Origin of the sequence: Pigmentiphaga sp. NML080357, assembly GCF_002188465.1 — a bacterium.
In the GTDB taxonomy this organism is placed as follows: domain Bacteria; phylum Pseudomonadota; class Gammaproteobacteria; order Burkholderiales; family Burkholderiaceae_B; genus Pigmentiphaga.
Genome location: NZ_NINW01000049.1, coordinates 335,670 through 353,696, shown reverse-complemented (window position 1 = coordinate 353,696; position 18,027 = coordinate 335,670). Strand labels below are relative to the sequence as shown.

Below are 18,027 nucleotides of genomic sequence, written 5' to 3'. Positions count from 1 at the left end.
CGGCCCGCCGCTTCAGGCCGGCGCCGCGCCGTCTGCATGGCGAAACGGCTGGGGCTGGCGCGCGCGGTCGTACACGGGCCGCCCCGCCACGTAAGTGGCGCGCACCGCCCGGTCGTCGCCCAGCGTCATCAGCACGAACAGCCGCTCCATCAGGTCGGCGCAATAGCGCATGCGGAAATCCATCAACGGCGTGGACTTCAGGTCCAGCACCACCAGGTCCGCCTCGTAGCCGGCCTCGATCGCGCCCAGGCGATCGTCGAGGTACAAGGCATGCGCGCCGCCGCGCGTGGCCAGGTAGAAGGCATGCGCCGCGGTCAGCCGTGTCTGGTTCAGCGCCGCCACCTTGTAGGCCTCGTTCAGGGTCTGCAGTTGCGAGAACGCCGTGCCGCCGCCGATGTCCGTGCCCAGTCCCACCCGCACCGGCCGGTCGGCCCGCTTGGCGTCGAACAGGCGGAACAGCCCGCTGCCCAGGAACAGGTTGGAAGTCGGGCAATGCGCCAGCGCCGCGCCGGACCGGTGACAGGCGCACAGTTCTCCTTCCGACACATGCACCGCGTGCGCGAAGATCGCCCGCGGCCCGGCGAGTCCGGCGCGCTGGTAGACGTTGAAGTAGTCGTCGTGATGGGGAAAGAGCTCGGCGATCCAGTCCACCTCGCCCAGGTTCTCGCTCAGGTGGGTCTGGACGTAAGTCCCGGGATGTTCGCGCCAGAGACGGGCCGCTGCCGCGAGTTGCGCCTCGGACGACGTCCCCGCGAAGCGGGGCGTAATGCAATAGAGCTGCCGCCCCTTGCCGTGCCATTTTTCTATCAGCGCCTTGGACTGCGCGTACCCGGACTCCGCGGTATCGAGCAGGGCAGGCGGTGCATTCCGGTCCATCAGCACCTTGCCGGCGATCATGCACGTCCCGAAGCGCTCCGAAACTTCGAAAAACGCATCCACCGACTCGGGGTGCACCGTGCAATACACGGCCGCGGTCGTCGTGCCCGCGCGCAGCAACTCCCGCAAGAACAGCTCGCTCACCACTTCGGCGTGGGCGCGATGGGCGAACTGTTGCTCGGTCACGAAGGTGTACTTGTGCAGCCACTCCAGCAATTGCTCGCCGCAGGCGCCGATCATCTGCGTCTGTGGGTAGTGGATATGGGTGTCGATAAAGCCCGGCAGGATAAGCGCGTCGGGATAGTGCGCGACGGGCATGGACCCTTCCACCCGCGCCCGCAGCCCGTCATAAGGCCCGGCCTCGAGGATCTTGCCGTCTTCGATCACCACCAGCGCATCGGGCAAATGGACGAACGATTCGGCCGGCTCGGCCAGGAACGGGTCGGCGTGGAAGCTGAGCATCCCGCCGCGCAGGGCGTGCCGCCCGGCCGCGAAACGCGGGCTGGCGGGGTCGGAAGCCGTTGGGGGACATGGCGTCATGGGCGTCCTCGGGCATCGGGAATACGGATGCGGCCGCAAGACTATCGCGTACTGCCGCAACCCGCATCATAATGGCAGCTTTCCCGATGAGGGAAAGGGGCGACGAAAGACGCTGCGGCGCCCCTGCCCCCGTTCCCTGCCCGCGCGCTGCATGCGCTCATCGTTGCGAGGATAGACCGTGAGCACCATTTCCTCTCCCGCGCTGCCCGAGATTCCCGCGTGGCTCCGCCAGTCCATGGCGGAGGTCGGCCCCCGCTGGGGCACCAGCGTCCAGGCGCACGTCAAGCAAATGGTCGACGGCTTCACCCAAGTGCTGCGCGACGCGCCCAAGCTCGGCACCGTCCGGCGCAATCTTCCCTATGGGACGGACCCTCGCCAGTGCGTGGACGTCTACTTCCCGCAGCAGCCAAGCGACCAACCCCGCCCCGTACTGATGTTCGTGCACGGCGGCGCCTTCGTCGAAGGCGAGAAAGACCGCACGGAGGAAATCTACGGCAATGTGCTTTGGTATTTCGCCCGCCATGGCGTGATCGGCGTCAACGTCGAATTCCGGCTCGCACCCGAGCACCGTTATCCCAGCGGAACCCAAGACATCGCCGCGGCCGTCGCCTGGGTACGCCGCAACGCGGCCGAACTCGGCGCCGACCCGAACCGGATCTTCCTCATGGGGCATTCCGCCGGCGGCGCCCATGCAGCGCATTACGCCTACGATGCCCGCTTCCAACCCGCCGACGGGCACGGCTTGGCGGGGTTGATCGTGGTGTCCGGGCGCGTACGGGCGGAAAACACGCCGGAGAACCCGAACGCCAGCCGCGTCGAGGCCTACTACGGCAAGGATCCGCAGGTCATGGAAGACGGCTCGGCCGTGAACCACGTCACGCCAGCCGTCCCGCCGACGATGATCGCGGTGGCGGAATACGAGAATCCGCTCATCGACGTGCACTGCGCGGAACTCTTCCACGCCCTGGCCCGCCTGAGGCGGCGCGCGCCGCGGTTCGTCTGGCTGGCCGGCCACAACCACACGTCGATCGTCGCGCATTTCAATACGGCCGAAGAGTACCTCGGGCGCCAGGTCCTCGAATTCATGGCAGCGCCTGCATGACTCCCCAGGGCGACCGCCCGCGCTAGAGGTCTGCAGCGGCTTCCGGTAAAGGCGTCGCCGGCTCGGCCTTCACGCCGGGCCGCTCACCGATCTGCTGCCTCCACATGGCGTAATAGAGGCCCTTGCGCTCGAGCAGCTCGGCATGGCTGCCGCGCTCTACGATGCGGCCCTTCTCCAGCACGAAAATGACGTCGGCCTGCATCACGGTGGACAAGCGATGCGCGATCAAGACCGTGATCTGCGTGCGGCGGGCGCAGATGCGGCGCACCGTTTCGTTGATCTGCTCTTCCGTGAGGGAATCCAGCGCCGAGGTCGCCTCATCGAATATCAGCAGCCGCGGCTGGCGGATCAGGGCGCGCGCGATGGACAGGCGCTGCTTTTCCCCGCCCGACAGCTTCATTCCCATCTCGCCTATGGCCGTATCCAGCCCGTCGGGCGACTTCTCCAGCAAATAAGCGCAAGATGCCTGTTCCATCGCGGCGATCATTTCCTGGTCGGTGGCGTCGGGCTTGACCAGGCGCAGGTTCTCCCGGATCGTGCCGGCAAACATGTGAGCCTCCTGCGTCACGAACCCAATCTGCCGCCGCACGCGGTTAAAGCGCAGCGAAGTCGTCGGTTGGCCGTTGTACGAAACCGTGCCTTCGGCGGGCGGATACAAGCCCACCAGCAATTTGACCAACGTCGATTTCCCGGAACCCGACGGGCCGACGAAGGCGATCGTATCCCCGAGCCGGGCCTCGAACGACACGTCTTCGAGCGCGTAATCCGCTGCCCCCTTGTGGCGAAAACTGACGTGGTCGAACCGAACGTCGCTCACCGGCCCGACGTCCACCGCGCCGGGAGGCCTGCGCTCGACCGGCTTTTTCATCAACGCCGCAAAGTTCGCCAACGAGGCGTCCACTTCGCGGTAGGCAAGAATGATGTTGCCGAGCTCCTGGAGCGGCGCAAATATCGCCACGGAAATGAACTGCATCGCGATCAGCTCACCCGGGCTCAACACGTCGCGAAAAATGAGCCACAACAGCGCAAACAATATGGAAAGGCGCAGCAGGCTGAGCGTCATCCCCTGGAGGAACGACAGCACCCTTATCCGCTTGACCTTCTCCATCTCCATGGCAAAGATCGCCTCCGTCTGCGCCTGCAGCCTACGTATCTCCGGATAAGTCAGGCCAAGACTCTTGATCAGCTCTACATTGCGCAGCGATTCGGTGATGAAGCCCGAATTGCGGTTGGTCTCGCGCACAATGGAGCGCTGCTGGGCCTTGATCTCCCGGCTGAGCCACCCCGTCAGGCCGCCCAGCAGCACGACGCCCACCAAGAACACCGGCACCAGCAGCCAGTTTTTCGTCACGGCGTACCAGGTCAGGAAACCGGCGCCCACCGCGGCCGCGAAAACCGTGTTGATGAAGGTATTGATGAACCGTTCGCTGTCCGCCCGGACCTTCTGGAGCAAAGAGAGGACCTCGCCGCTGCGCAAATCTTCAAACTCCTGGAATCGCAGGCGCAACACCTGGCGCAAGCCGTCATTGAACAGCTGCGTACCCAGCTTCTGCACCACCAAGCGGGTGAGGTACTCCTGGATCGCCCGGGCCAGGCGCGAAAGAACGGCGACCAGCACCGCCAGCCCAAGCAGGGCCATGACGCCGGTCACGAGTTCCCGCTCGGTCTTCCCGGCCCGGTTGAGGGCATATTCGTCGATGATCCGGCCGAAGATGATCGGGTCGACGAGCGCCAGGATTTGAGAAGCACCGGCCAGCAACAGCGCAACGCAAGCCAGGGTGCGGTGGGGAGTGAGGTAAGTCCAGAGCACACGCATGGATCGCTTTTAAGGCATTCGGACGTTCCGGGCAATGGGTTGTCCCTCGCTCCTTTTCTGACAGTAGCCTGCGACGACTAAGCCTTGCGAGGCCGTGCCTTTGCAACGGTTCTGCAGTCAAGACAAGGCAACAAAATGAAACGGGGATGACCGCTTCACCGGCGCGTTCAGCACCCCGGGCACCCGCGGCTAGCATCTCGTCCCATGCGCACACAAGCCCTTACGTTTCTTATCTTTGCTTCGTTGCTCGCGACCCCTGGGCAACTCGTAAGCTCCCCCTTGGAGTAGACATCAGCCAGTAGAATTTCGGAGCCTCCCTGACTCGGAGACTCCCTTGAAGAAAAGCAGGTTCACAGAAAGCCAGATTGTCGCGGTGTTGAAGGAAGGCGAAGCCGGGATGCCGGTGGCCGAGGTATGCCGCAAGCATGGCATCAGCAGCGCGGCCTATTACCAGTGGAAGAGCAAGTACTCGGGCGTGCAGGTGTCTGAACTGCAGCGGCTGCGTGAGTTGGAAGCTGAGAACGCCAAGCTCAAGCGCATGTACGCGGACTTAGCGCTGGAGAACGCAGCGATCAAGGACGTTCTGAACCGAAAGTCCTGACGCCGTCGGCCAGGCGTGAGGTGGTGGCGCAGTTGCTCCAGGCCAAGTTGCCCATCACCCGTGCCTGCCAGATTGCAGGCCTATCGCGGGCGGCGTATTACAAGAGGCCGATGCCGGCATCCGAGCGCGATGCCGAAGTGATTGATGCGCTCAATGCCTTGGTGAGCAAGCACGGGCGCTGGGGATTCTGGAAATGCTTCACCCGGCTGCGGCTCGATGGCCGCTGCTGGAACAAGAAGCGCGTGCACCGAGTGTATTGTGAAATGGGATTGAATCTGCCACGGCGCAGCAAGAAGCGACTGCCGGACCGGCCCCGCCAGCCCTTAGACCTGGCAGTCGAACCGAACCGCTGCTGGGCGCTGGACTTCATGCACGACGCCTTGTACTGCGGCCGCCGCTTCCGGACGCTGAACGTCATCGACGAGGCGAACCGCGAGTGCCTGGCCATTGAGGTGGGCACGTCGATCCCTTCGGCACGCCTGATCCGGGTTCTGAGTCGCCTGATCGACTGCTATGGCACCCCGGATGCCATCCGCCTGGATAACGGCCCGGAGATGATCTCCCAGGCGTTTACCGAATGGGCAGCAGCCAAAGGCATTGCTGTTCGCTATATCCAGCCGGGCAAGCCCAACCAGAACGCCTTCATCGAGCGCTTCAATCGAACCTATCGAACCGAGGTACTCGATGCCCATCTGTTCGCCACGTTGCAACAAGTCCAGGCCATCACCGACCGATGGCTCGTCGACTACAACGAATACCGCCCACATGAAGCGCTGGGCGGCATCCCGCCGGTGCAGTATATGCCTCGGTTAACCCACGCTCCGAATCTCTATCGGCCGTTGTCTACTTGACAGGGGAGCTTACGCTAATTATTTTGGCGGCTAAGCAGAGTCCGAACGCTATGGCGAACGAATAGCCAAGGACCACATCCCCAAAACATGTCGAGGAGACGACCATGCCCAAACCCCAACAGCGTCCGCGTGCTTATGCCCTGCTTCGTTCGCGAAAGAGAGTTTCTCTTGCTGCCAGCGCATTGGCGATGGGGCTCCTCGCAGCGTGCGGCAGTGACAATGACGGCCCCCCGGCGCAAGAAGAGGAAATCGCCGGTTGCGACGGTACCGTTACGTTCGCTGAAACGGAAGGCACCTTCGCCAGCGGAACACCGTGGAACATGCGGCGCCCCACCAAGTGGAACGGCGTACTCATCAACGACCTGGACTACGTGGGCGCCAAAGACAGTGCCCGAAGCTGCTATTGGCTCATGAATGGTTATGGGCTCTCGGGGACGGCGCGCAACCCCCAGAGGACATACAACTACGACCCCGCGAGGGAGCAAGATGAACTGATGCAACTCATCGACATGTTCGCGGAACGGTACGGCAAACCGAAGACCGTCGTGCAGTACGGGCACTCCGGCGGCGGGTTTGACGCCCTCAATATCGCCGAACGCTTTGGGGATCGCGTCGACGGCGTGGTGGCCGGCTGTGCGCATGAGCAAGTCCCGTTAATGAACATGATGATGGATGGGTGGTTCGTCCTAAAAACCCTGATTGCACCTGAATTGAAAATCGTAGGCTTTGATGATCTCGATACCGTGAGCGAACAATCCGCGAAATGGAAAGAAGCGCTCAGTGCCGCACAAGAGACGCCTGAAGGCCGGGCTCGAATTGCATTGGCAGCAGCCATAGGCCAATGGCCGGCGTGGGGAACCACCTCCGTTCCGAAGCCAGACCCCGAAGATAAGGCGGCACTACAAGAGGCGATTTTCGAGACCGTCCTTTTCAACGCCGGTCAACCAGGCGGACAATCCCGATTTATGTCCGAACATGCGGGCGGCTCCCCGGTGCCAAGACAACTTTCTTGGAACAAGGGAATCCATTACGAAGACTTCCTTGGTAACGCGGAACCCATGCTGGGCGCGCTCGTGCAGGCCTTGTACGCAGATGCCGGCCTCGATATGAAAGAAGATCTCGACAAGCTGGCAACCGCCGAACGCATCGAAGCAGATCCTGAGGCAATCGCATTCTGGGCTGCACCGGGAAGGACCGTGCATGGAACACCGACGATTCCTGTGTTGCGGTTCCACACTACCGGAGACAGTCTTGTGCCGCCCACCATCATGGATGCTTATGTACAAAAAATGGAGGCTAATGGCGGGAACACCGCCCTCTACCGAACCACGGTAGTGGACCGGCCGGGACATTGCTCATTCGATCCCTCCGAGTCCGCTGCCGCCGTCGACGCCCTACTGTCGCGAATCAACACCGGCATCTGGCCCGACCTGAGTCCTGATGCCATGAATGCCCGGGCCAAGGAGCTGATCCCTGCTTCGGAGCCTCTCTTCGTTCCGTTTGAATCGCCGCGCGCCAACCGGCCCGACAACGCTCCCCCTGAAGCCATGTAGCCTGGAAATGAAGATGAATCGCGGCGTGCCAAGCGCCGCGATTTTTTTGGCTTTTCCAGATACTCCCATCCCGGCATTGCTTCCTCCCACGCAACACGCTGTTCACTCTCGGGTATCTACCGCCAAGCGTGCCCTGAGCCTAGGATGGTCCCATCGTCAGCCGCCATGCGGCTCCCGATCTTCCGGAGGTTCCGGACAGACCTTTTCCGAATGAGGCAATCGCATGACCCAACGCATCAATGCCTTCGAGCAATCGCCCGAATTGTTCAAGAAACTCGTCGATCTCAGCGCTTTCTTGAAAACCTGTTCCATCGAGCGCTCCACGCTTTGCTTGGTAGACATCCGCGCGTCGCAGATGAACGGCTGCGGCTTCTGCCTGGACATGCACGTCAAGGAAGCCAAGATCCATGGCGAGCGCGAGTTGCGGCTGCACCACGTCGCGGTCTGGCGCGAGTCCACGCTGTTCTCCCCGCGTGAACGCGCAGCGCTGGCCTGGACCGAAGTCCTGACGCGCCTGCCCGCGGAGGGCGTACCCGACGAAATCTACGAGCACGTGCGGGAGCACTTCTCGGAAAAAGAAATCACCGACCTGAGCTTCGCGATCATGGTCATCAATGCCTGGAACCGGCTAAACGTGGGCTTTCGTACCCTGCACGGCACGGCGGACAAGGCTTACGGCCTCGACAAGGCCGGGCTCGCGTGACCGCGCTGTCAGGCAGCCCTGGCGCCCCAGGTAGCCCCGGCGCGCGGCCAGGCATCTGCCGACTGTCCGCAAGACGGTAAATGCAAGCGCGGGCCATCCCGTCGCGGCCGCCCACGCGCGCCCATGTGCTCGATCATGTAGTCGACGAACGCACGTATGCGTCCCGGCAAATGCTGGCGGCTCGGATAGCAAAGGTAATGCCCGCGGTCCGCGGGTGCATGCTGCGACAAGCATGCCACCAACGCACCCGTGCGCAAGTGCTCGTCCACCTGGTAACCCGCCAGCTGCGCGATGCCTTCCCCGGCAAGCACCGCCTGCAAGACGAGGTCTTCGTCGTTGAAGGACAGCATGGCGCGCGGTGCCAACCTGCGGACCCCGCCGTCGACCTTGAATTCCCATTCGCATGCGTGTCCGGATGGCAATCTCAAGCCCACGCAACGATGGTTCGAGAGGTCCTCGAGGTTCCGCGGCAGTCCATGCGCAGCCACGTAGGCGGGCGCGGCGCACAGGAACATCGCCATGGGCATCAGTTGCCGGGCGATGATCGAGCTGTCTTCCATGCGTCCATTGCGAAACGCCACGTCGATGCGGCCTGCAGTGAAGTCGGCAGGCCTATCGTCGAGCAGCAGCTCGACCGAAACCGCCGGATGGGCGGCGCGGAACCCATGCAGCAGGGGCGCGACGACCTTACGCCCGAACCCGGTGGGGCAGACCACGCGCAAATGCCCCGACGGCGGACCCGCGCGCAGCTCCCGCATTTCCTCGACCGCCTGCGCAATCCGTTCCACGCCGTCGCGGCACTTTTCGTAGAATCGTTCGCCTTCGGAAGTCAATGTGGTCCGGCGCGTCGTGCGCACGAAAAGCCGCACGCCCAATTGGGTTTCCAGCTTGCTGACGGAGCGGCTGACGGCCGAGCGGCCTATGCCCAGGCGCTCGCCCGCCTTGGCGAAACTGCCTTCCATCGCGACCGCGATGAACGCCAGCACGCCGGCATGGCTCGCAGCGAAATTGGAAGCCAGGGCGTCGGGTGGGCCGACACGCATGGGCAGGGCCCTGGCAGCCCCGCCGGAAAAAATGTTCGCGTCCATGCCCATAAGACGAACGAAGTAGCCGTTTTGTGACACGGCCCCGGCGCGCCGCCTTATCGCTTGCCCCAGGCGGTAGCGACGACCGCCAGTTTGTCCGGATTGCGCTGCACGAACACGCGGACGATGCGCTCGCCATCGGTCTCGAAGGCCTGGACCGACTCCAGCACGCCGTCGATGAAACGCAGGAGCGCCCACTCCCCATTGACCTGCGCGACCTCCACCCGCAAGCCCTCGCCATGGCGCCGCTTGACCGCGTAGAACAGTTGTGCGAGACGCTTGCCGCCCGCCAGGCGAGCGAAAGCCGGCACCCTGCCGCCGCCGTCACCGATCAGCTCGGCATCTTCGCTGAGCAAGGCGCGCAGCTCGTGGAAATCTCCTCGCCGCATGGCATCTGCGAATGCGCCCAGGAGCCGCCGATGGATCTCCTGCGGCACGGCCCGCCGCGGCCGCGCTTCCCGCAGCTGTTGCTTCGCGCGGCGCACGAGCTGACGGCAGGCCGCTTCGGTCTTCCCGAGGATGCGGGCGACTTCCCCATAATCCGCGTCGAATACCTCGCGCATCAAGAAGGCCGCGCGGGCATCGGGAGAAAGGCGTTCCAGCAGCATGAGGAACGCCAGGGAGACGTCGTCGCGCCGCTCGCGGATCTCCTCCGGCGTCTCGGGCGATTCGGTCAGGATGGGCTCGGGCAACCACACGCCGACGTAACTCTCGCGCTGGGCCTTGAGCTTGCGCAGGCGATCGATGGACAGGCGGGTCGCCACCGTTACCAACCAGGCCTCGGGACTGTCCAGCGCGGGCCGATCGACCTCATTCCACCTCAACCACGCCTCCTGGACCACATCTTCCGCGTCTGCCACGGTGCCTAGCATCCGATAGGCGATCGCGTGCAGGCGCGGCCGCAGACGGGCGAATAACGTCGTGGCGTCGGTCATGGCGTCAGTGCTTGGCCACCCCCAACAGGCGGTCGAGCGTCGGACCGTCGGCCAGCAGGTCCCGGGCAGGGCTGCGGTGCACGACGCTTCCCCGCTCCAGCACGATGGCGTCGTGGGTGATGCCGAGCGCCTTGCGCGCATTCTGCTCGACGAGGATGGCCGACATGCCTTCGTCGCGGATGATGCGCTGCAAGACGTTCATCAACTCCTGGACGATGATGGGCGCCAGGCCTTCCAGCGGCTCGTCCAGCAGCAGCACCCGCGGATTCAACATCAGCGCCCGGCCGATGGCCAGCATTTGCTGCTCTCCGCCGGAGAGCTGATTCCCCATGTTGGCCCTGCGCTCCCGCAACCGGGGAAACATGTCGTAGACGCGCTGCAGATTCCAGGGACCGGGCAGGGCCACCGCCGTCAGATTCTCCTCCACCGTGAGCGACTTGAAAATGTTTCGCTCCTGCGGGACCCAGCCGATGCCCGCCGCGGCGCGCTGGTCGGGACGCAGCGTGGTCAGGTCCCTGCCGCCGAGCGTGATGCGGCCCGCAAAGCGGCGGGTATGCCCGACGATGGTGTTGATGAGGGTCGTCTTGCCAGTGCCATTGCGCCCCAACAGCGCGAGGGCGCGCCCTTCGTCCAAGGCGAGGTCGATGCCCGCCAGCACCTTGGCTTCGCCATATCCGGCGACGATGCCCTCGAGTTTCAACAGCTCAGGCATGCGCCCCTCCCACCGCTTCTTCGCCGAGGTACACAGCCTTCACGCGTGGGTCGCGCGCAATTTCGGCATTGGGCCCCTCCACGAAGAGCCCGCCATTGACCAGCACCGAAATGCGGTCGGCAAAGCTGAAAACCAGGTCCATGTCGTGCTCGATCAACAGAATGGTGACGTCATCGGGCAAGGCGCCGACGGTCTGGAGAATCTCGCGCCGCTCCCCATCGGGCACGCCGGCCACGGGCTCGTCCAGCAGGAGAACGCGCGGCTTGGCTGCAAGCGCCAGGGCGATTTCCAGCAGGCGCTGCTTGCCGTAAGGCAAGACTGCCGTCTTGCGGTCCATCACATCGAGCAGGTTGCATTGTTCGAGCACTGCCGCGCATTCGTCCATGATTTCGCCGCGACGCCCGAGCGGCCGCAAGAAGCGCCAGCCCTGCCCTTCCCGCTCGGCAATCGCCACCGCCATGGCTTCGGCCGGCGTCATTTCGGCGAACAGCTGATTGATCTGGAACGTCCGGACCAGGCCTTTCGACGCCCGCGCATGGACAGGCAGGCCCGTGATGTCCTCACCCTCGAGCTCGATGCGGCCCGAAGTGGGCGCAAGCACGCCCGTCAGCAGGTTGATGAGCGTGGTCTTGCCCGCGCCATTGGGGCCGATCAGGGCCTGGCGCGCGCCGCGCTCGACCTTGAGCGAAACGTCGTTGGTGGCGACCAGGCCGCCGAAACGCTTGGTCAGGTTGAAGGTCTGCAATACCGTCGTCATTGTTTGCCTCCGTGCCCGCGGCGGAACCAGGTCCAGGGGCGCACCAGCTTCTCGTGGCCCACGACCACGATGACGACCAGCAGGAGGCCGATCCAGAATTGCCAGTACTGCGGGGTGATGCCGGACAGCCAGTCCTGCATGAACTTGAAGATGACGGCGCCGATGATGCCGCCGTACAGGTAGCCCGCGCCGCCGATGACGAGCATCAGCATCACGTCGGCCGAACGGTGGAAGTCCAGCACGTCGAGCGAAGCGAAGCCGGTGGTCTGCGCCAGCAGCGCCCCTGCCACGCCGGCGTAGGCGGCGGCCAGCGTGTAGACCGCAGCCCGGCGGCGGTTCACGGCCACGCCCATGGCGGCCGCCCGCAGCGGGTTCTGGCGCACCACCTGCAGCGACATGCCGAAGGGCGAACGCACGATCGCACGGGCGATGAAGAACAGGATCGCCAGCACCACGATCGAGTACAGGTACGCGGTGCGCCCGAACAGGTCGAACTCGAACTTGCCGAACAGCGGCACCATGGTGACGCCGGTCAGGCCGTCCGCGCCGCCCGTCAGCCAGTCGAGCTTGTTGGCGAGCTCGTACAGGATCAGCGCCACGCCCAGCGTGACCATCAACCGGGTCAGGTCCGAGCCGCGCATGACCAGCACGCTGGTCACGAGACCCAGCAAGGCGCTTATCGCCGCCGATATCAGGAGCCCCAGCACGGGGTCCATGCCGAAATGCTTGGCCAGCAGCGCGGCGCAGTAGGCGCCCAGTCCGAAGAACGCGGCATGGCCCAGGGACACGATGCCGGCGTAGCCGAGAATGAGGTCCAGCGACACCGCGAACAGCGCGAGGATGGCCAGCTCGTTCAGCAGCAGGAAGCCGCGCGGCAGCACGAAAGCGGCGCCGATCGCCACCACCCAGAAGGCGATCTCGAACGGACGGATGCGCGACCAGCGCGCGCCCAGCGCACGCAACGCGGAAGGCGCGGCCGCGCCTTCCTGCACGGGGGCTTGGGTTGCGACAGCCATTTTCACTTACCCCCCGCCCTGGCGAACAAGCCCTGCGGCCGCAGCATCAGGGTGACGATCATGACGCAATAGATGATGAAAGCTCCCATGGTCGGGATGTAGTACTTGCCCGCGACGTCGGCGATGCCCAGCAGCAGCGACGCCAGCAGCGGCCCGGTGATCGAACTGGTGCCGCCCACCGCCACCACGACCAGGAAATAGATCATGAACTTGAGCGGAAAGGTGGGATCGAGGCCCAGCAGGTCGGCGCCCAGCGCGCCGCCCAGGCCCGCCAGCCCGGACCCGAACGCGAAGGTCGACAGGAACACCAGGTTGATGTTGATACCCAGGCCGCTGGCCGCGCGCGGATCGTCCACCGCCGCGCGCAGCCGGCTGCCGAAGCGCGTCTTGCTCAGGATGAGCTGCAGCGCGACCACCAGCACCACGCAGATAGCGATGACGAACAGCCGGTAGTGGCCGATGCCGACACCGGCGATCTCGGAACGCCCGCTCAGCCACTCGGGCAGCTGCAGGAACTGTTGCTGCGAACCCATGAAGTAATCGACCGCGGCCGTGGCCATGAAGGTCAACCCGATCGAGAACAGCACCTGGTTCAGGTGCGACTGCCCATACACGCGCTTGTACAGCGTGCGCTCCAGGATCGCGCCGAGCAGCGCGGACACCAGGAAGGCCAGCGGCAGGCACAGAAGAAAAGGAACATTCAGGCGCGACATCGCCAGCACGGTCACATACCCGCCCGCCATGGCGAACGCGCCGTGCGCGAGATTGATGAAATTCATCAATCCCAGCGTAACGGCCAGGCCGCAAGCCAGCACGAACAGCAGCATGCCGTAGGCAATGCCGTCAAACAATATGGTCAGCATGAGACTTCACTAGAGTAGAGCAGGCCCCCCCTACGCGCTGACGCGCGCCCCCCCCAGGGGGCGATGCGGGTGGACCGGAAGGGAGGCCCACCCCCTACGCCCTCCGGGCGCCCCCTCAAGGGGGCGATGCGGGTGGACCGGCGGAGCCGGATCCACCGCATCCTGGGTCTAGTACCGCTTTCTTGGAATGTAGCGCCGGTGCTTCGCTGGATGCCAGCGGTAGCAGCGGTGCACAAACCAAGAAAGCCGTACCAGATCCAGGGCGCCGCGGATCCGGCTTTGCCGGCCCGCCAGCGCCGCCCCCTTGAGGGGGAGCGGCCGAAGGCCGCAAGGGGGTGGGCTTCCCCCTGGGGTTATTTGATCTTCGCTGGGTCCTTGACCGCCTCGATCTTGTCGAACGGCACGTTATACAGGCCACCGTTCACGCGCTCGACCTTGCTGATGTAGATGTTCTGCACCATCTCGCGCGTTTCGGGATCCAGCATGACCGGGCCGCGCGGGCTTTCCCACTTCTGGCCCTTCATCGCGGCCAGCAGCTTGTCGCCGTTGGTGTCGCCCTTGGTGGCTTCCAGCGCCTTGTAGATCAGGTGCATGCCGTCGTAGCCGCCCACGCTGTGGAAGTTGGGACGCATGCCGTTGTTGGCCTTGGCGATGCCGGCCACGTAGGCCTTGTTGGCGCGGTTGTCCAGGGCGGCCGTGTAGTGCATGGAGGTGACCACGCCCAGGGCCACGTTGCCCATGTCGTTGAGCAGGTCGTCGTCGGTCACGTCGCCGGTGCCGATCAGCTTGATGCCGGCCTTGTCGAGGCCGCGCTCGGCGAACTGCTTCATGAACACCGAGCCCACGCCCGAGGGCACGAACACGAAGACCGCGTCAGGCTTGGCATCGCGCACGCGCTGCAGGAACGGCGCGAAATCGGGGTTGCGCACCGGCACGCGCAGCTCTTGCACGACCTCGCCGCCGCTGGCGGTGAAGACCTTCTTGAACGAGTTCTGCGCATCGATGCCGGGGCCGTAGTCGGACACCAGGGTCACGACCTTCTTGATGCCGTTCTCGGGCGCCCACTTGGCGATGCCCAGCGTGGCCTGCGGCAGCGTGAAGCCGGAGCGCACGATGTAGGGCGACTGCTCGGTGATCATCGCGGTCGCGGCGGCCATCACCACCATCGGCACCTTGGCCTGCGTGGCGATGGGGGCAGTGGACAGCGCCAGCGGCGTGAGGCCGAAGCCGGCCAGCACGGCGACCTTGTCGTTGACCACCAGCTCCTGGGCCAGGCGCTTGGTCGTGTCGGCAACGTTGGTGTCGTCCTTGACGATGAGCTCGATCTTCTTGCCCGCCACGGTGGTGCCGTGTTCGGCCATGTACAGCCGGGCGGCGGCTTCGATCTGCCGGCCGGTGGAGGCGAACGGACCCGTCATCGGCAGGATGAGGCCGACCTTGACCACGTCCTGCGCATGGGCCGGCAGCGCCGTGGTGCCCGCCAGCATCAGCGCGGCCGCGATCTTGAGCAGACTGCGTTTGTTGTTCATGGTGTCTCCTTGCTAACTCACCAGAAGTGACATCGTTGGAAATCCAATGCCGCTGAATGCGCGGCATAGCGTATCAGTTTGTAAACGGCCAAGGTTGCAACTCGAGGGTAATCGGCAAGCCCGAAAAGTTATCGCGGTATGCGCCGACGTATCAGTCGCGCGCCCGGTATCTGTTCGAACATGTGCTGATTGCGCAGCACCGACTGCATGTTGCGGAAAGCTATGCGCGCATGTTCTCGCATGATCGCTTCGGCGCGCGCGCCTTCGCGATTCTCGATGGCCGCGAGCACCATCCAATGTTGATCCTGCGCCACGATCAGGCTCAGCCAGGCCTCTTCATCGTCGGCCTGCGCCTGCAGGAAACCGTTGGGAGAAGCGAAAGGCAGGTTGGTCGCACGCGCGATCTGGCGCTCCAGCACCGCGCTGCCCGGCAGGTAATGCAGCATCTGGTGGAAACGGCGATTCAGTTCGATGTAGCGCGACAGGTCGGCCACGCCTTTGTCCCGGCCCTTCAGCGCCTTGTCGATGTCGCTCAGGCAATCGCGCATCGCGTCGAGATCCGTGGTGGACACGCCCCGCTCGGCCGCCATGCGCGCGGCCAGGCCTTCCATGGTGCCCCGCACCTCGATGGAATCGCGGATCTCCGCCTCGGTAAACGCCTTGACCGCATAGCCGCCGGAAGGAATCAGCTCCAGCAGCCCTTCGTCTTCCAGCCGCGCCATCGCCGCGCGTATGGGCGTGCGCGAAATGCCGAGCCGCTCGGCCACGCTGGGTTCGGAAAGACGCGCGCCCGGCGTCAGCTCGCCGGAAAGAATCAGCTCGCGCAACCCCAGCTCCGCCGCGGTCGTCTGCGCCCCGCCCGACTTGGCCTTGCCTTCGGCTCGTACGAGGGTCGGCGTACGCTCAGTCACGGCGTGCCCCCCGCATAGAAAAAGACGGCCGCGGACAGGACGTCCGGACAGACAAGACGCCGGCGGCGCCAGGGAAGCGACAGGGGTGGATCATGTCTCCGCTACGGCATGGACTGCTTTACTGGATACAAACTGTATACAGAACTGCCCAAAGTTAACAAGCGCTTTGTAGCCGGCCTAGGGAAAACGCCAAGGTGGGTATACAACCGGAGGCTCAACGACCATCGCGACACCGCTCCCGCCACGCCTCACAAAAAAAGCCGCCACACCCTAAAGTGTGGCGGCTTTCCCAAAGGCAACTCCCCTCGAAGCCTAGCGATTCAATACGAGTCTCTCAGACTCCAATCGCGGTCAGCGAAGCACCGGCGCCAACCCCAAGATAATCGCACTAGACCCAGGGCGCCGCGGATCCGGCTTTGCCGGTCCGCCAGCGCCGCCCCCCGGGGGGCGCGCGCAAGCGCGTAGGGGGGAGTCAAGAGTGATATGCGCTTTCCCCGTGGGTAGTAATGTCCAGGCCTTCGCGCTCGTCCTCTTCGGACACGCGCAGCCCCAGCAGCGCATCGGCGATCTTGTAGGCGATCAGCGCGACGATCGTGGTCCAGACGATGGTGATGATCACCGCCTCGACCTGCACCCACAGCTGGCTCATGATGGTCATGCCGTCGACGCCCGGGCCGCCCAGCACCTTCGCGTTGAAAATGCCGGTCAGCAGCGCGCCGACGATGCCGCCCACGCCATGGACGCCGAAGACGTCCAGCGAGTCGTCCACCTTGAGCATGCGCTTCAGGCCGTTCACGCCCCAGACGCAGATCACGCCCGCGGCCAGGCCGATGACCAGCGCGCCGACCGGGCCGACCACGCCGGCAGCCGGGGTCACGCCCACCAGGCCGGCCACCGCGCCGGAAGCGCCGCCCAGCATGGAGGGACGACCCTTGATCGCCCACTCGGTGAACACCCAGCCCAGCACCGCGGCGGCGGTGGCGACCAGCGTGTTCATGAAGGCCAGCGCGGCGACGTTGTTGGCGGCCAGCGCCGAGCCGGCGTTGAAGCCGAACCAGCCCACCCACAGCAGCGAGGCGCCGATCATGGTCATGGGCAGGTTGTGGGGCGACAGCGCTTCCCGGCCGAAGCCCAGGCGCTTGCCGATCACATAGGCGCCCACCAGCCCGGCCACGCCGGCGTTGATGTGCACCACCGTGCCGCCCGCGAAGTCCAGCGCACCGCGCTCGAACAGGAAGCCCTTCACGTCGCCGCCGAACCACACCATGTGCGCGATGGGGATGTAGGCGAAGGTGAACCACAGGACCATGAACAGCAGCACCGCCGAGAAGCGCGCGCGCTCGGCGAAGGCGCCCACGATCAGCGCGCACGTGATGCCGGCGAACGTGGCCTGGAAGGCGGCGAAGCTCAGTTCGGGCACGGTGCCGGACAGCGGGAAGGCACCGGTCTCGGCATCGAACAGGCCTTTCAGGAACAGGCGATCCAGCCCGCCGAGGAAGGCGTTGCCGCTGGTGAAGGCCAGCGAATAACCGTAGATGAACCACAGGACCACGATCAGCGAAAACGTGACCAGGACCTGCATCAGGACCGACAGCATGTTCTTGCTACGCACCAGGCCGCCATAGAACAGCGCCAGGCCCGGCACCACCATCAACAAGACGAGGATGGTCGACGTGCTCAACCAAGCCATGTCCGCGCCCACCAGCGCGGGCGCTTCCTCCGCCAGCGCGGGGCCGGCAAACAGTGCCAGCACCAGCGCCAGTCCCGCCCCGAATGCCTTGATCAAGAAAGAATGCGTTGTTTTCATTTTTGAATCGTCCTATCAGAGGGCGTCCTTGCCGGTTTCCCCGGTACGAATACGAATGACTTGCTCCAGCGGGAAGACGAAGATCTTCCCGTCGCCGATCTTGCCGGTGCGGGCGGAGTTCTCGATGGCCTCGATGGCGCGGTCGACCAGGTCGTCTTCCAGCGCGATCTCGACCTTGACCTTGGGCAGAAAATCGACCACGTACTCCGCGCCCCGGTAAAGCTCGGTATGGCCCTTCTGGCGGCCGAAGCCCTTGATTTCGGTGACGGTGATGCCCTGGACCCCGATGCCGGAGAGGGCTTCGCGCACCTCGTCAAGCTTGAACGGCTTGATGATTGCAGTGATGAGTTTCATGACGAACCCCACATGT

The 18,027-nt window shown here is 64.6% G+C and carries 16 protein-coding genes; 4 read left to right on the top strand and 12 right to left on the bottom strand.

What is annotated here, in order from left to right:
* Positions 1-12: 12 nt before the first annotated feature.
* Entirely contained in the window at positions 13-1,416 is a 1,404-nt protein-coding gene (gene guaD / locus CDO44_RS24165) for a guanine deaminase (protein WP_087782787.1), read from the bottom strand.
* 178 nt (positions 1,417-1,594) lie between these two features.
* On the opposite strand from guaD, the gene CDO44_RS24160 reads away from it, so the two are divergent.
* Complete coding sequence (locus CDO44_RS24160; RefSeq protein ID WP_087782786.1) at positions 1,595-2,518, top strand: alpha/beta hydrolase; 924 nt, start codon at positions 1,595-1,597, stop codon at positions 2,516-2,518.
* Between the two features lie 22 nt (positions 2,519-2,540).
* Here CDO44_RS24160 and CDO44_RS24155 read toward each other — a convergent pair whose 3' ends face one another.
* Complete coding sequence (locus CDO44_RS24155; RefSeq protein ID WP_087782785.1) at positions 2,541-4,334, bottom strand: ABC transporter ATP-binding protein; 1,794 nt, start codon at positions 4,332-4,334, stop codon at positions 2,541-2,543.
* Positions 4,335-4,668: 334 nt separating this feature from the next.
* On the opposite strand from CDO44_RS24155, the gene CDO44_RS24150 reads away from it, so the two are divergent.
* The 3 genes from CDO44_RS24150 (at position 4,669) to CDO44_RS24140 (ending at position 8,042) form a co-directional block, all read left to right on the top strand.
* A protein-coding gene (locus CDO44_RS24150; protein WP_087782784.1) for an IS3 family transposase occupies positions 4,669-5,786 on the top strand; the annotation gives its coding sequence in 2 pieces (ribosomal slippage) (positions 4,669-4,918 and positions 4,918-5,786; 1,119 coding nt in all).
* Positions 5,787-5,890: 104 nt separating this feature from the next.
* Positions 5,891-7,339 (top strand): alpha/beta hydrolase, encoded by a 1,449-nt coding sequence (locus tag CDO44_RS24145; protein ID WP_144389587.1) that lies wholly within the window; start codon positions 5,891-5,893, stop codon positions 7,337-7,339.
* A gap of 223 nt (positions 7,340-7,562) precedes the next feature.
* Positions 7,563-8,042, top strand: a complete 480-nt coding sequence (locus CDO44_RS24140) for a carboxymuconolactone decarboxylase family protein (RefSeq protein WP_087782782.1) — start codon at positions 7,563-7,565, stop codon at positions 8,040-8,042.
* Between the two features lie 8 nt (positions 8,043-8,050).
* On the opposite strand, the gene CDO44_RS24135 is transcribed toward CDO44_RS24140, so the two are convergent.
* The 10 genes from CDO44_RS24135 to glnK all read right to left on the bottom strand — a co-directional run bounded on the left by CDO44_RS24135 (position 8,051) and on the right by glnK (position 18,011).
* A complete protein-coding gene (locus CDO44_RS24135; protein ID WP_087783100.1) occupies positions 8,051-9,085 on the bottom strand; it encodes a LysR family transcriptional regulator in 1,035 nt (344 codons plus the stop codon).
* 98 nt (positions 9,086-9,183) lie between these two features.
* Positions 9,184-10,062 (bottom strand): RNA polymerase sigma-70 factor, encoded by an 879-nt coding sequence (locus tag CDO44_RS24130; RefSeq protein WP_087782781.1) that lies wholly within the window; start codon positions 10,060-10,062, stop codon positions 9,184-9,186.
* 4 nt (positions 10,063-10,066) lie between these two features.
* Positions 10,067-10,774: an ABC transporter ATP-binding protein gene (locus tag CDO44_RS24125; RefSeq protein WP_087782780.1), complete on the bottom strand. Its 708-nt coding sequence runs from the start codon at positions 10,772-10,774 to the stop codon at positions 10,067-10,069.
* On the bottom strand, positions 10,767-11,531 hold the full coding sequence (locus tag CDO44_RS24120; RefSeq protein ID WP_087782779.1) for an ABC transporter ATP-binding protein: 765 nt from the start codon (positions 11,529-11,531) through the stop codon (positions 10,767-10,769). The genes CDO44_RS24125 and CDO44_RS24120 overlap by 8 nt, the downstream gene beginning before the upstream one ends.
* Entirely contained in the window at positions 11,528-12,547 is a 1,020-nt protein-coding gene (locus tag CDO44_RS24115) for a branched-chain amino acid ABC transporter permease (protein WP_087782778.1), read from the bottom strand. Before CDO44_RS24115 ends, CDO44_RS24120 begins: the two co-directional genes overlap by 4 nt.
* Positions 12,548-12,549: 2 nt before the next feature.
* On the bottom strand, positions 12,550-13,410 hold the full coding sequence (locus tag CDO44_RS24110) for a branched-chain amino acid ABC transporter permease (protein ID WP_087782777.1): 861 nt from the start codon (positions 13,408-13,410) through the stop codon (positions 12,550-12,552).
* A gap of 353 nt (positions 13,411-13,763) precedes the next feature.
* Entirely contained in the window at positions 13,764-14,939 is a 1,176-nt protein-coding gene (locus CDO44_RS24105; RefSeq protein WP_087782776.1) for an ABC transporter substrate-binding protein, read from the bottom strand.
* Between the two features lie 128 nt (positions 14,940-15,067).
* Positions 15,068-15,850, bottom strand: a complete 783-nt coding sequence (locus CDO44_RS24100) for a GntR family transcriptional regulator (protein ID WP_087782775.1) — start codon at positions 15,848-15,850, stop codon at positions 15,068-15,070.
* Between the two features lie 472 nt (positions 15,851-16,322).
* The gene (locus CDO44_RS24095; RefSeq protein ID WP_369824713.1) at positions 16,323-17,540 is read right to left on the bottom strand and encodes an ammonium transporter; all 1,218 of its coding nucleotides are present in this window, start codon (positions 17,538-17,540) and stop codon (positions 16,323-16,325) included.
* 132 nt (positions 17,541-17,672) lie between these two features.
* On the bottom strand, positions 17,673-18,011 hold the full coding sequence (glnK, locus tag CDO44_RS24090; protein WP_087782774.1) for a P-II family nitrogen regulator: 339 nt from the start codon (positions 18,009-18,011) through the stop codon (positions 17,673-17,675).
* Between the last annotated feature and the right edge of the window lie 16 nt (positions 18,012-18,027).